This is a genomic window from Hyphomicrobium sp. (assembly GCF_020852195.1).
Taxonomy (GTDB): domain Bacteria; phylum Pseudomonadota; class Alphaproteobacteria; order Rhizobiales; family Hyphomicrobiaceae; genus Hyphomicrobium_C.
In genome coordinates, this window is sequence record NZ_JADZBI010000018.1 from 1 (window position 1) to 12,745 (window position 12,745).

Here is a 12,745-nt window from a genome sequence, read left to right on the forward strand (position 1 = left end):
AAGCTCACTGTCACCGAACGCAATATGCTGCATTGAACCTGCGGGCGCCGGATACAGCGGAGCGAAGAAAGCCGGTCAGCACTCAAGCAGACCGGCTTTCTCCGGCCGCCACCGGCCAGATCAGATCAACCCGAGCAAGTGCAGGACGATGAGCCCCGAGATGGGGACTCCGAGTGCCCACAACAGCACATAGCGCATAGCCGCGTTCTCTCTTTTTGCCGCGCGCATGGCCGAGCCATCCGGATCGGCCACACGATTGGTTCACCTACGTGACACCAAACACGCGATCAGGCAGAGCGGTTCCGCGACAAAGCCGCAAGAGACATGAGAGAGAGATGCGCGTGCACGCTACTTCTGCGCGGTAGGCAGGAATGCGCTCACCTTGCGCACGAGGTCGGCGACGTTCTGGGCGCCCATACGCTCCATCACCCAGGCGCGGTAGGTCTCCACTGTGCGCGGGCTGATCGAGAGCTTGGCCGCGATCTGCTTGTTGGACATGCCGGAGGCGACAAACTCCAGAACCTCGCGCTGGCGCGGCGAGAGCGCCTTCAAGCGCTCGGCGATGTCGATGCGCTCGCTGTTCTCGCTGCTCTGGCGGCGACCCTTCTGCACCGCGTCCCAGACGCTGGTGGCGAGACGCTCGCCGTCATAGGGCTTCTCGAAGAAGTCGAACGCTCCCTCCTTCAGGGCCTGCACGGCCATGGAGACATCGGCGTGCCCGCTGATGAGGATCAGCGGCGCGTCGTGGTTGCGGTACTTGAGCTCGCGCTGCAGCTCGAGGCCAGTCATGCCGGGCATGCGCACGTCGGCAACGACACAAGTCGGCTTCGTGCCCGGCAGATCCTCGAGAAACGCCTCGGCCGATTCATAACAGGCGACGGGGATGTCGCGGCTTTCGATCAGAAGCCGCATCGAATGCAGCACGGCGGAATCGTCGTCGATCAAAGCTACGGTCACTTCGGCATCCTTTTTCGTCAGTCTTCCGTTTTCGATGTTTCGAGTGCGGGCGGCTGTGCAACCGAGGTCGGCAGAGTAAAGGAAACAGCGGCACCGCCGCCAGTGCTTTCCACAACAAGCTGGCCGCCGTGAGTTTCGGCGGTCGAGCGGGCAAGCGCAAGTCCGAGGCCCAAGCCCTCCTCCTTCGTCGTGGTGAACGGCGTCAGTGCGCGGGCGAGAATGTCCGGATCGAAGCCCGGGCCGTTGTCGCGCACGGTTACGACAACACGGCCGGATTCCGCCAGATCCGCCTCGACGACGATGCGTCCGTCCGATCTGCCACCGGAAGATATGGACTCTGCGGCATTGCGGATCAAGTTGATCAGCACCTGCTGGATCTGCAGCCCGTCGCAGATGACGTAAGGAAGATTACGTGAGATACGGGTTTCTACCTGCACGTGGTTGGCCTGCGTCTCGAGCCTGCAATGCGAGATCGCCTCGCGGATCAGCTCCGGCGCCGACTGCGGGACCATCTCGTTACGCCCGAGTTGTATGAAATCGCGCAACCTGCGCACGACCTCGGCCGCGCGATCGACCTGCGCAACCGCGTGCTCGGCGGCCTTGCGCGCGGTGTCGGCGTCGGCGGGCTGCTTGTCGACCGCCATCTTCGCAAGCCGGGCGTAGTTGGCGATCGCCGTCAGAGGCTGGTTGATCTCGTGAGCGAGCGCGGCGGCAAACGCGCCCATGCTATCGAGCCGCGCCGCGCGCTCGAGTGCCTCCTGGTTGCGGCGCAACTGGGCCTGGGTGCGAAGCTGCTCGTTCACCACGGCGCCGATCGTCAATCCCGTGAGCGCCAGCACGATCATCAGGGCCTGATAGGCCGTCACCTCGTTGGGATGAACGCCCGCGTACTGCGTGGCCGCCATGAGTCCGATCTGCGTCAGCACGAGGCCCGCGGTCACGCCCTCGAGGCCAAATCGAACCGCGGTCCACATGACCGGCAGGAACAGCAGATAGAAGTGCTTCACGCGAAACGTGTCGGACAAGCCGAAGACCGCGGCCAGGGTGGCGATCAGCACCAGGACCAGCGCGGCCAGCTCCAGCGACGGCACGAAGATGCGGCGCCGGGTAAAGACGATGAGGAGGAACGGCGTCACCACCGTCACTCCGATCATGTCGCCGATCCAAAGCTGCGCCGTCGTCAACGCGAAGTCCTCCGACGCGACGAAGCCGAACGCGGTGAGCAGGCTCACGTAGAGGACGGCCACGATGCCGGTGCTGACGGCCGCAACGGCAATCAGCAGCATGAGCGAGCGCCGTGCCGACAGCGTCCGGTCGAAGCGCACGCCCGGCAGCGTGAGAAAGCTCGCCGCGGCCCCGTAGCCGCCGCCGATGATCAGCGCGCCCAGAAGATGAACCTCCATGGGCAGCGGCAGGTCGAGCACGAAGCCGTTGACGATCACCGGCGCGATGAACAGCCAAGGCACATAGTTGCGGCCGAGCAGGAGCACGAGCGCGAAGCTCAGGCCCGTTGCCGGGTTCCAGGGCGTCACGCCGATCGGCGCGATCGGACTGACGTAGCTCACCCAGTCCAGCAGCGCATAGGCAGCGAGGTAGGCGAACCCGAGCGAGATCCGGGGTCGCGTGAACAAGTAGGCCACGGGCAGGTTTCTCGCCGCTGCTTCCTGGCTCCACTCATACATCCGATAGCTCCCTGCAGGGTCATCCGTGAAACTACGCTGGATACGTCCCTGACGAATGGCGCCTCTTGTGTATATCCAGATCGCTGCGACGGACAGGCAATGCCCGATCGCGGTGCTCGCAACACAGCAGCAGACCAATACCACGTGCCTAGAAAATCAACAGGGAATAACGCCGGGAGAACGCCCTCGCACGTCCGACGGGACGATGGACGGCGACGGGAAGCAGCCTCGGTAACAAACCGTTCGATTCTGCGCGGCGTCGATGCCGCCGGCAGGCGGTAGAGCGGCCGAGAACGGGCCTTATGGACGATCCCGGCGGGGCCGCCAGCGGCCGCCCGGACCGCCGGCAAGTCTGCGCAAAGGCATGGCGGCGACAAGAACTCCCTGTCCGTACTTCCCAAGTTTAGCTGCATCTATTCGCATTCAATACGGGATTATCCGGCAAACTACTCAGGACTCTTTCCCGATCAATGCCACCGCACGTGCGCATCCCCAATTGCTGCGCTCGCCTGACAACAAGACGATGCGTTTCGACAAAAGTGAGTGTCATCAGCGCTTGGAAAACGAAACTTTATATCAAAACAGGCGTCAGACCACAGCCTGAAACGGGAGATTCGGCAATACTGCCGGGAGTTTGGCGGGTTTTGTCGGGGGATAGCGACTTCAACTGCCGGGAAGTGTCGGCAGGCGTCGATGGGAGGGGATTTGAATGTTGGAACGTAGATACCTCAAGCTCACGGTAATGGCGGGCGCAGTCGCCCTTATGACGTCGCCGGCCAGCGCGCAGCAGGCCGCGGAGCCCGCCGAAGGGGCCCTGCCGGAGGTCGAGGTCATCCAGAAGAAGAAGGCCGCAGCGCCTGCCGCGAAGAAGAAGGCACCGGCAGCCAAGGCCGCCTCTCCCGCGCCCCAGCCGCCGCCGGCTCAGCCGACGTACGCGGAGGAGCCCCCCGCGCTCGAGAACTCGCCCTACGGCGCCACCGCGAGCGGCGGCGCCGCGCAGCGGGCCGAGAGCGGGCCGCTCTCGCCGGTCAGTGGAACAACCATCGTTCCGGGCGATCTGCAAGACTTTCCTGGCGCCGCCAGCCGCGTGACGGCCACGGATCTCGAAGAAAAGCGCCCGTTCAACAACCATGAGGCCCTGGCAAGCGTGCCGGGCATCGTGACCGTCACCGACGACGGCCTTGGTCACCATTCCGGCATCGGCATCCGAGGCTCGAATTTCCGGCGCTCCCGCAAAGTCCTCGTCATGGAGGACGGCGCCTCGATCAACTTCTCGAGCTATCTGGATCCGTCGACGCACTACACGCCGCCCACGGACCGGGTGGAAAGCATCGAAGTGATCCGCGGCACCGTCGTCGCGTATGGTCCGCTGAATAACCACGGCGTGATCAACTTCCGTAACCTGAGCCCGTTTGGCGCCAACGAGACGGTGATCAAGGGGTCGATCAGCTATACCGATGATGTCGACAAGGAGATCGGAAACTATCGTCACGTCCACACCCGGCAGAACCTCGGCAACGTCGGAGTCGTGGCATCCTACTCGGGGTCGGAAGCGGCCGGCGCCTGGGAGATCGAGCGCCTGCGCTACAACGATTTCTATGGCGCGCTCGGCTTTCGCGGCACGCAGCAGGATCTGACGATCTCGGGATCCTATAATCGACAGCGGGACGACTACGACGAGGACAACTTCGTCGGCACGGCCGCGGACTTCTTCCGCAACGGGCACGCCAAGCCTTCGGCGATCTTCGACGAAGAAGGGCTCGAGTTCAACACCTACAACGCCGAGCACCTCAACCTGCAGCTCGCTCACAACCTGTACATCAACGACGACACAACGCTCTCGACGCGCATTTACGGCCACAACCACGACCGCCGCCGCTTCTCGAGCCGAAATGACGGGCCTGGCGAGCCGGACGGCTACATGCGCGGCCGCGAGCGCGAGTACGAGGTGTTCGGTGCCGAGAGCCGCATCGAGTTCGCGAACGTACCAATCGCCGCCGGCATCCGCCAGGATATCCAGGCCGGCATCCGGTATGAGCACCATAAGATGACGATCTGCACGAGCTTTGGCGCCGTCGGCGAAGTGCTGGATGGCGGCAATGCCGGCGATTGCCGCTCAACCTATGAATCGGATGGGATCGATCCTTATTTTAGCGAGGAAGAAGGCGACGGCACGATCGACAAGTTCCAGGCGGATTCCTTTGCCGCATTCATTCAAAGCGCCATCCACCTGACGCCGAACCTCACCGTGACACCGGGCGTGCGTTTTGAAAGCTATGACATCACAGCCCGCAACGCCTTCCCGGGTGGCGATCCAAGAGTCACTTCGGACCACGATCACGTGCTGCCCATGCTTGCCTTCTCCTGGGAGGCGCTAAATCGCACGACTCTCTACGGCGGATATCACCGGGGCTTCGCGCCGCACATCGCGCGTGAAGTCGACCCCGATTCTTTCCCGCTCGGCGAGGAAGTCGGCGATAACTTCCAGATCGGCGTCCGCTCGACAGCCATTCGCGGCTTCACGTTCGATGTGGCCTACTTCCACAGCATCATCGACGAATACCAGATCAAGGAGAGCTATTCCGACGCCATCGGCGACGGCGTCTACGGGCAACTCGACGAAGTGGAGATCAACGGCGTCGAGCTTGCCGCACGCGTGGAGAGCGCACCCTTCACGGGCGGCCCGTGGAATTTCTTCGGCGAAGCCGCGTACACCTACACAAACGGCAAGATCAATCGCGGCACAGACGCGATCTTCGAGGGCCTCCCCGACGACGATGTCTCCGGCAATCGTCTGCCGTTCACAGTCGAACACTTCGCCAACCTCACCATCGGCGTGGCCTACAAGCAACTGTGGGACGCCAGCATGACGTGGACCTATCGCGGGGATTTCTTCACCAATACGCAGAACACGGTTCCCCTGCTTTGCGTGGACGACGACGTGACGCCCGCGGTCGTTTATCCGGGTTGCACGGATGGCGGCGAGATGGTCGGCGGCAAGGTGGACGACGTGTGGTTGCTGTCGGCGCGCGCCAACCTGAATGTCACGGAACAGCTTTCGCTGTTTGTCGCCGGCACCAACCTTACCGATGAGCTCTACATCGCCGATCTGTCCGATGGCGCGAAGCCTGGCCTCGGTCGCACGATCTACGGAGGCTTCACGCTCAAGTTCGACTGAGACGTGACCCGAGGGGGTCTGCACACGACCACTCCGAGCCCAGGTGGGATGCTCCGACCTGGGCTCGGAGCCTTCAGCTCAACCAAGCTTGGAAACGAAACGCTCATACGGCCGGAATAACCGGCATGGCATTGGTCGGAAAGTCCTGCCACCAACGCCCACCTTATGCGGGATGATGTGGCAATATCATTACCATTTGTAACCTGATAATCAGGGATAACTTCCTGAAATTGCTATATTTTTAGTAGTTCTACGGCGGCACCTGCCCCGAGCAATGCCACCGCATGGAACCATCCCCAATTGCTGCCGGCTATCGGGGCCGAGAACATGCGGCAACTTTATAACAAAAGTTTTCCAGTGCCGGGGGGATCGCTTTGCAGTGCGTCATAGCGCTGCCTGAGACGCTTGTCTGGGCGATCGGATCAAGAGCTTGGGGTTGTGCCTGCCACGCGGGCACGAGTGGGGAGGAAGCAGCATGTCACTCAAAGTCTACTTGAAGCTTACGGTCATGGCCGGAGCGATCGGGCTCATGGCCACTTCCGCATCCGCTCAACAAGCCGCTGAGCCGGCCGACGGCGACCTGCCCGAAGTCGAGGTCATTCAGAAGAAAGCGCCGCCGGCTGCCAAGAAGAAGGCGCCCGCCGCGAAGAAGGCTGCCTCCCCCGCACCGCAGCCACCGCCGGCAGCCGTCGTCGAGGAAGCGCCGGCGCTTGAGAATTCGCCCTACGGCGCGGCCGCAAGCGGTGGTGCCGCCGCGCGCGCAGAGAGCGGGCCGCTCTCGCCAATCAACGCGCGCACGACGCTGCCCGAGGATCTGCAAAACTATACGGGCGCCGGAACACGCGTGACGACCGAACAGCTCGATGAACGGCGCCCCCTCAACAATCATGAGGCTCTCGTTCGCGTTCCGGGCGTGGTCACGATTGACGATGATGGCGCGGCCCGTCACAGCGGCATCGGCATCCGCGGATCGGCGCCCCGGCGCTCGCGCAAGGTTCTCGTCATGGAGGACGGGCAGCCGATCAACTTCGCGACCTATCTCGATTCCTCGACACACTACACGCCGCCGACCGAGCGCATCGAGAGCATCGAGGTCATGCGCGGCGCGATACTGAACTACGGCCCGCTCAACAACCACGGCGTCGTCAACTTCCGCAACCTGAGCCCGTTCGGGGCCAATGAAACGGTCATCAAGGCGGGCATCGGCTACACCGAGGGCTCTGACAAAGACATCAACAATATGCGCCACGTGCATACGCGGCAGAACATCGGCAACGTCGGCATCGTGGCCTCGTATTCCGGTATGGATGCGGGCGGTGCGTGGGACGTCGAGGAACTCGGCTACAACGATTTCTACGGAGCCATCGGATTCCGCGGCACCAACCAGGATCTCACGATCTCGGGCGGTTTCTTCCGACAGCGCGACAAGTACGACGAGCAGAACTTCGAAGATGGATCGGTGGCCGACTTCTTTGCCAACGGCCGTAATAAGGCGGGTATCGACGACGATATCGGCGATCTGTTCAAATTGAGCACCTACAACGGCGACCACTATCGCTTCCAGGTTGCCCATAATCTGTATATCGACAGCAACACGACGCTTTCGACACGCGTCTACGGCGCGGACCACGAGCGCGCGCGCTTCTATGTCGACGAAGTTGACGACGTAACCGGTGACTTCTTGATGGAAGGACGCGACCGCCGCTATCGGAACTACGGTGTGGATTCGCGCATCGAGTTCGCGAACCTCCCGCTTTTCGGAGGCATGACACACGATGTGCAGGCGGGCGTCCGTTATGAGGAACAGGAATTCAGAAACAGGAACCGCGCTGGCGGAACAAACGAGATACTGACCTTCGGCAACAGGGGCAGCATCGCTTCGCAGGCCGACCTGGATGCTGAAGCCTTCGCGGCCTTTGTGCAGACCGCAATTCATGTGACGCCGGCGCTGACCGTAGTGCCCGGCCTCCGTTTCGAGAGCTATGATCTCACCCTGAGAGGGGAAGGCGACTCCAGTCACGATCACGCGCTGCCAGGCATCTCCTTCGCCTGGGAAGCATTGCCGCTTACAACCGTCTACGGCGGTTATTATCGTGGGCTCACGCCCCATAATGTGCGTGACGCTGAGGTCTTCCCGCTCGACGAGGAGATCGGCGACAACTTCCAGATCGGCGTTCGCTCGACGGCCCTGCGCGGGTTCACGTTCGACGCGGCATACTTCCATAGCCGGATCGAGAACTATCAGTTCAAGGAATCCTTTACGGTTCCTCCCTTCAATCTCAACGTCTTTACCAGCCTGGACGAAGTGCAGGTCGATGGCTTCGAAATTGGCGCTCGTCTGGACAGCCGGCCGATCACCGGAAGTCCGTGGAACTTCTTCGGCGAAGCGATCTACACGTTCGCCGATGCGGAGATCAAAAAAGGCGTGAACGAGCTCGAGGAATCAGTTGCCGGCAACCAAGCGCCGGAATCGATCAAGCACTTCGCAACCCTCACTCTCGGCCTGCAGTATCGGGAGCTTTGGGATGCCAGCATAACCGCAACTCACAAAGGCGCCTACTTCACCAACGAAGACAACGACGAGGAAGTCCCGAGCCAGTGGCTGCTCTCGGCCCGCGGCAACTTGAATGTCACGGACAACCTGACGCTCTGGGCGACCGGCTATAACCTCACAGACGAGTTTTACATCGCCGGCATCGAGGACGGCTTGAAACCGGGTGTCGGCCGCACGGTGATGGGTGGCTTCACCTACAAGTTCGACTAACTGCAAACCCTTCTCCCGAAGGTGCAGCGGTCCCCGAGCCACAAGCTCGGGGACCTTTTTCTTGACTACGCCGCCGCGGCGGCGAGGGCCTGGTCGAGGTCGGCCAGGATGTCGTCGATGTGCTCGAGGCCGACGGCGAGGCGGACATAGCCCTCGGTCACTCCGGTAGCCAGCAGGTCGTCGCCCGCGAGCTGCGAGTGCGTCGTCGATGCCGGGTGAATGGCGAGGCTCCTCGCGTCGCCGATGTTGGCGACGTGGTAGAAGAGCTTCAGGGCGTCGATGAAGCGGCGGCCAGCATCGCGGCCGCCTTTGAGCTCGAAGCCGACGAGCCCGCCGAAGCCACCGTTCAGATAGCGCTCGGCGCGGGCGCGCTGCTCGCCCGTCTGCTGCGAGGGATGGATCACACGCGTCACCGCCGGGTGTTTCACGAGCCATTCCGTCACGGCGGCCGTGTTCTCGCAGTGGCGGGCGATGCGCAGCGGAACCGTCTCAATGCCTTGCAAGAGCAGGAAGGCGTTGAACGGCGACAGCGCCGCGCCGAGATCGCGCAAGAGCGTCACGCGCGCCTTGATAATGTAGGCGATGGGGCCGAGCGGCTTCACCGCCTCGTTCCAGACGGCGCCGTGGTAGCTCGGGTCGGGCGTCGCCAGCGTCGGCTGGCGTACGGGATGCGCGGCCCAATCGAAGTTGCCGCCGTCGACGATCACGCCGCCGATCGAGTTGCCGTGGCCCCCGAGATACTTCGTCGACGAGTAGACGCCGATGGCGGCGCCGTGATCGAGCGGCCGGCATAGGATCGGCGCCGCGGTATTGTCGACGATCAGCGGGATGCCGAGCGGGCGGCCGATCTCGGCAACCTCGGCGATCGGAAACACCGTGAGCTTGGGATTGGGCAGGGTCTCGGCGTAGTAGGCGCGCGTGCGCTCGTCCGTGGCGCGGCGGAAGTTCTCGGGATCCGCCGGATCGACGAAGCGCACCTCGAGCCCCTGGTCCTTCAGCGTGTTGGCGAACAGGTTCCAGGTGCCGCCGTAGAGGTCGGTCGAACTCACGATGTTGTCGCCGGCGCGTGCGAGGTTCTGCACGGCGAATGCGGATGCGGCCTGCCCCGAGGCGAGGGCGAGCGCGGCGACACCGCCCTCGAGCGCCGCGACGCGCTTCTCCAGCACATCGGTCGTCGGGTTCATGATCCGCGTATAGATGTTGCCGAGCTCCTTCAGCGCGAACAGGTTCTCGGCGTGCTCCGTGTCACGGAACTGATACGATGTCGTCTGGTAGATCGGCACGGCGACGGCGCCGGTCGCGGGATCCGCCCGCCAGCCGGCGTGAAGCACGATGGTCTCCGGGCGCGGCGGCTTCTTATCGCTCGTGGTCACGGTTTCCTCCCTCCGACATTCTGATTTTCGTACGCGCAGGTTTTCTAACCCAGCGCGGCCAGCACGTCATGGGAAGAGTATTCCGGAGGCCTGTCCAACTTCGCGGATGCGGGGCGATCAGCCCATGAGCGATGCCGCGACCGCCCATGCCTCGCCATGTGAGGACTCGCCCGCGACCAGCGCGAACACCGCGATCCCCGCCACCCAAAGCAGGCGCCTAACGCGCCTCAGAAGTGCGATCATGTCGGCACCTATTTGGTCAGGATGAGCCGGCCGTTGGCCGTGATACGCAGGTGGTACTCAGCTCCATTGTGCTCGAGGATCGCCTCGCGCCCTCCACGCAGCAGATCGGATACTGCGTAGCGGACGGCGGACGGCGCCTTGCTTGCAACGGATGGAGCCATTGCGGAGTCTTGCTTGCTTTCGTCAGGTGGCATCGTGGATCCAGATCACAACGTTGGGAATCGGCAGCCGGAGTGTCCGGGGCAGCCGGATTCGGATCGCCTTTTATTTGTTGACTATGTAATTCCACTTTACTATGGTGCGCAAGTCCGCAGCGTCTCGCGGATGCCCGAGCGGGCCCGCTTCGCGCGGAACGCTCGCGAGATCCCGGCGGATCGTCACGGCAATTGTTCGATGCCTAAGCGGTCCGTCCTTGCGTCTTGGGGCCCAGTACTCCTCCCGCACTGCCTGGGACCCCCAAGTTGGCGGCGGCGCAGCTTTCCGGTTGTTCTTCCGAGACCGGATCGGGCGCTGCCGCCCCTTTCGCGCGAGCCGCTCGCTCGACATGCCGGCGTCTCGATCGCGATCTGCGTAAGAGTGTCAGCAAGGGAAACCGGAGAGCGCTCATGGTTACGACGGCACACCAGCGCGAGGATGTCTTCATGCCGCTCGGGCAGCGGCTCGCTGCCAACGCGGACGGCGTGCTCGAGGATATTGCGCGTACCTACTGCGTCAGCACGCTGGATGTGGTGCATGCGCTGCCGGAGGCGAATCGCAAGATCGTGTCCGCGGATCGCTTCGAAGTGATCCTCGAGGCGGTGGCGAGCTGGGGGCCGATCCTGTTCATCGTGCACACCCCCGATCTCGTGCTCGAATGTGAAGGGCCGCTGCCGCCGGGCAGCTACGGCCGCGGCTACTTCAATCTGCACGGCGCGAGCCCCATCGGCGGACATATACGTGCCTCGCGCTGCCGGGAGATCGCGTTCGTCACGCGCCCGTTCATGGGCCGCGAGTCGCGCTCGATCCAGTTCTTCAATTTCGACGGCGACGCGATGTTCAAGATCTTCGTGCGCCGGGATGAAAACCACAATCTCATCGCCGAGCAGGTCGCTCGGTTCGACACGCTCAAAGCCGCGCTCTGAGCGGCCCCCGGAGCTTCCCATGTGCAGCAAAGAGCCGGCTCTCACCGACATCCAAGTGGCCAACATCGGCGAGATGGAGCGCACTTGGCTCTATCTCATCCGGCTGCAATGCATGAGCTACGAGCACAATCATGCCGAAGGCTGGGACCGCGCGATCGGCCACGCCGAGGCGCAATACGGCGCGGATGACGGACCGGAGATCGCATCGCGGATCGCCGTGCTCATTCGCGCCATGCGCGTCGAGCGTAAGGGCGGGTTCGGCTATCTCTCGCCCTTCTGCCCCAACTGCCGCGTGCGCGTGACCGAGGACGAGTGGCAGCTCATCCTGCTCATGCAGGCGGGCTACCGGGGAGAGCCCGGCGTGATCGAGGAGGCCGCGGCAGAGTTCGCGCGGCGGACCGAGGCGCCGGTGCTGGCCGCGGCCGCGACGCGATTCGGCTCGACCATTGCGGCCGTCGTCCGGCCGCCGCGGAGCCGGACAAACCCGGCGGCGATGCTGCACTGAGCAGCCGCCACTGCCCCGCGTGCCGGAGCCGCGCGCGGGATGACATTGCCATTTCATCGCCATGTTTTGCGCGGGTTCCCGCACTAGGACGAGGCGAAGGCGCTGCTTACGGCGCCCTCGTCGAGGCCGATGATCGCCACCTTGTGGTCACGGCCCAGCATTCGGGTGATCCATGACCGCTTCCCGCACCTTGCTCGCCTCCTCCCTCCTGCTCGCCACCGTCGTCGTCGGCGCTCCCAATGCCCGCTCTGAAGTGCCGGTGCCGGGTCCGTCCGCGACGGGCGAGGAGCCGGCCATCAGGCTGGCGCAGAGGTCCGACGACGACAGCGACAGGAGACGGAAGGGTCAGCGCTCGGAGGGCGAGGACGGCAAGCGCGGCGGAGACGGCCGGCGCGGCGGCGGTGACGGCGGGCAAGGCGGCAATCCCGATGCGGCGGCCGCGAAGGCCGCAGCCCAGAAGCAACGGGAGGAGGCCCAGCAGGCCAAGGAGCGGGCACGCCAGGAGAAGCAGCAGGCGGATCAGGCGCGACAGAACGCGATCCAGAAGCAGCGCGAGGTCCAGCAGGCCAGAGAAAAAGCGCGCCAGGAGAAGCAGCAAGCCGACCAGGCCCAGCAGAACGCGATCCGGCAGAAGCAGCTCGAAGCCCAACAGGCCAGAGAGAAAGCGCGCCAGGAGAAACAGCAGGCTGACCAGGCCCGACAGAACGCGATCCGACAGAAACAACTCGAGGCTCAGCAGGCCAAGGATAGGGCGCGCCAACAGAAGCAGTAGACAAACCCAGCGCGGCAGAAAGCGATCCAGAGGCAGCTCGAGGCCGAGCAGGCCAGAGCAAGAAAACTCCAGCAGGAGCAGGATGCCAAGGCTGCGCGAGAGAACGCGGCCAAGCAGAAGCAACTTCAGGAGCAGCAAGCCAGGGAACGG

General features: G+C 63.6%; 10 protein-coding genes. 5 read left to right on the plus strand and 5 right to left on the minus strand.

Annotated elements, in window-relative coordinates; genetic code table 11:
* Nucleotides 1-348: 348 nt before the first annotated feature.
* On the minus strand, nucleotides 349-957 hold the full coding sequence (locus IT540_RS01530; RefSeq protein ID WP_291172287.1) for a response regulator: 609 nt from the start codon (nucleotides 955-957) through the stop codon (nucleotides 349-351).
* 17 nt (nucleotides 958-974) lie between these two features.
* Entirely contained in the window at nucleotides 975-2,639 is a 1,665-nt protein-coding gene (locus IT540_RS01535) for an ATP-binding protein (RefSeq protein ID WP_291172290.1), read from the minus strand.
* Nucleotides 2,640-3,348: 709 nt separating this feature from the next.
* Here IT540_RS01535 and IT540_RS01540 point away from each other — a divergent pair.
* Entirely contained in the window at nucleotides 3,349-5,817 is a 2,469-nt protein-coding gene (locus IT540_RS01540) for a TonB-dependent receptor (protein ID WP_291172293.1), read from the plus strand.
* Between the two features lie 475 nt (nucleotides 5,818-6,292).
* Complete coding sequence (locus IT540_RS01545; RefSeq protein ID WP_291172296.1) at nucleotides 6,293-8,581, plus strand: TonB-dependent receptor; 2,289 nt, start codon at nucleotides 6,293-6,295, stop codon at nucleotides 8,579-8,581.
* Between the two features lie 65 nt (nucleotides 8,582-8,646).
* Here IT540_RS01545 and IT540_RS01550 read toward each other — a convergent pair whose 3' ends face one another.
* From IT540_RS01550 to IT540_RS01560, 3 genes are all read right to left on the minus strand, one after another.
* On the minus strand, nucleotides 8,647-9,954 hold the full coding sequence (locus IT540_RS01550) for a PLP-dependent transferase (protein WP_291172299.1): 1,308 nt from the start codon (nucleotides 9,952-9,954) through the stop codon (nucleotides 8,647-8,649).
* 117 nt (nucleotides 9,955-10,071) lie between these two features.
* Nucleotides 10,072-10,197 (minus strand): hypothetical protein, encoded by a 126-nt coding sequence (locus IT540_RS01555; protein ID WP_291172302.1) that lies wholly within the window; start codon nucleotides 10,195-10,197, stop codon nucleotides 10,072-10,074.
* Nucleotides 10,198-10,205: 8 nt separating this feature from the next.
* Entirely contained in the window at nucleotides 10,206-10,358 is a 153-nt protein-coding gene (locus IT540_RS01560) for a hemin uptake protein HemP (protein WP_291172305.1), read from the minus strand.
* Between the two features lie 444 nt (nucleotides 10,359-10,802).
* Between IT540_RS01560 and hutX the strand changes: the two genes are divergently transcribed.
* From hutX to IT540_RS01575, 3 genes are all read left to right on the plus strand, one after another.
* Nucleotides 10,803-11,318, plus strand: coding sequence for a heme utilization cystosolic carrier protein HutX (hutX, locus tag IT540_RS01565; protein ID WP_291172308.1), 516 nt, complete (start codon nucleotides 10,803-10,805; stop codon nucleotides 11,316-11,318).
* 19 nt (nucleotides 11,319-11,337) lie between these two features.
* Nucleotides 11,338-11,823 (plus strand): hypothetical protein, encoded by a 486-nt coding sequence (locus IT540_RS01570; RefSeq protein ID WP_291172311.1) that lies wholly within the window; start codon nucleotides 11,338-11,340, stop codon nucleotides 11,821-11,823.
* Nucleotides 11,824-11,995: 172 nt separating this feature from the next.
* Entirely contained in the window at nucleotides 11,996-12,595 is a 600-nt protein-coding gene (locus IT540_RS01575; RefSeq protein WP_291172314.1) for a hypothetical protein, read from the plus strand.
* The last annotated feature ends 150 nt before the right edge of the window (nucleotides 12,596-12,745 follow it).

Excerpts from the sequence above, each read along its gene's own strand:
- IT540_RS01545 (WP_291172296.1), top strand. The coding sequence starts at position 6,293 with ATGTCACTCAAAGTCTACTTGAAGCTTACGGTCATGGCCGGAGCGATC.
- IT540_RS01570 (WP_291172311.1), top strand. The coding sequence starts at position 11,338 with ATGTGCAGCAAAGAGCCGGCTCTCACCGACATCCAAGTGGCCAACATC.
- IT540_RS01540 (WP_291172293.1), top strand. The coding sequence starts at position 3,349 with ATGTTGGAACGTAGATACCTCAAGCTCACGGTAATGGCGGGCGCAGTC.
- hutX (WP_291172308.1), top strand. The coding sequence starts at position 10,803 with ATGGTTACGACGGCACACCAGCGCGAGGATGTCTTCATGCCGCTCGGG.
- IT540_RS01575 (WP_291172314.1), top strand. The coding sequence starts at position 11,996 with ATGACCGCTTCCCGCACCTTGCTCGCCTCCTCCCTCCTGCTCGCCACC.
- IT540_RS01560 (WP_291172305.1), bottom strand. The coding sequence starts at position 10,358 with ATGGCTCCATCCGTTGCAAGCAAGGCGCCGTCCGCCGTCCGCTACGCA.
- IT540_RS01535 (WP_291172290.1), bottom strand. The coding sequence starts at position 2,639 with ATGTATGAGTGGAGCCAGGAAGCAGCGGCGAGAAACCTGCCCGTGGCC.
- IT540_RS01555 (WP_291172302.1), bottom strand. The coding sequence starts at position 10,197 with ATGATCGCACTTCTGAGGCGCGTTAGGCGCCTGCTTTGGGTGGCGGGG.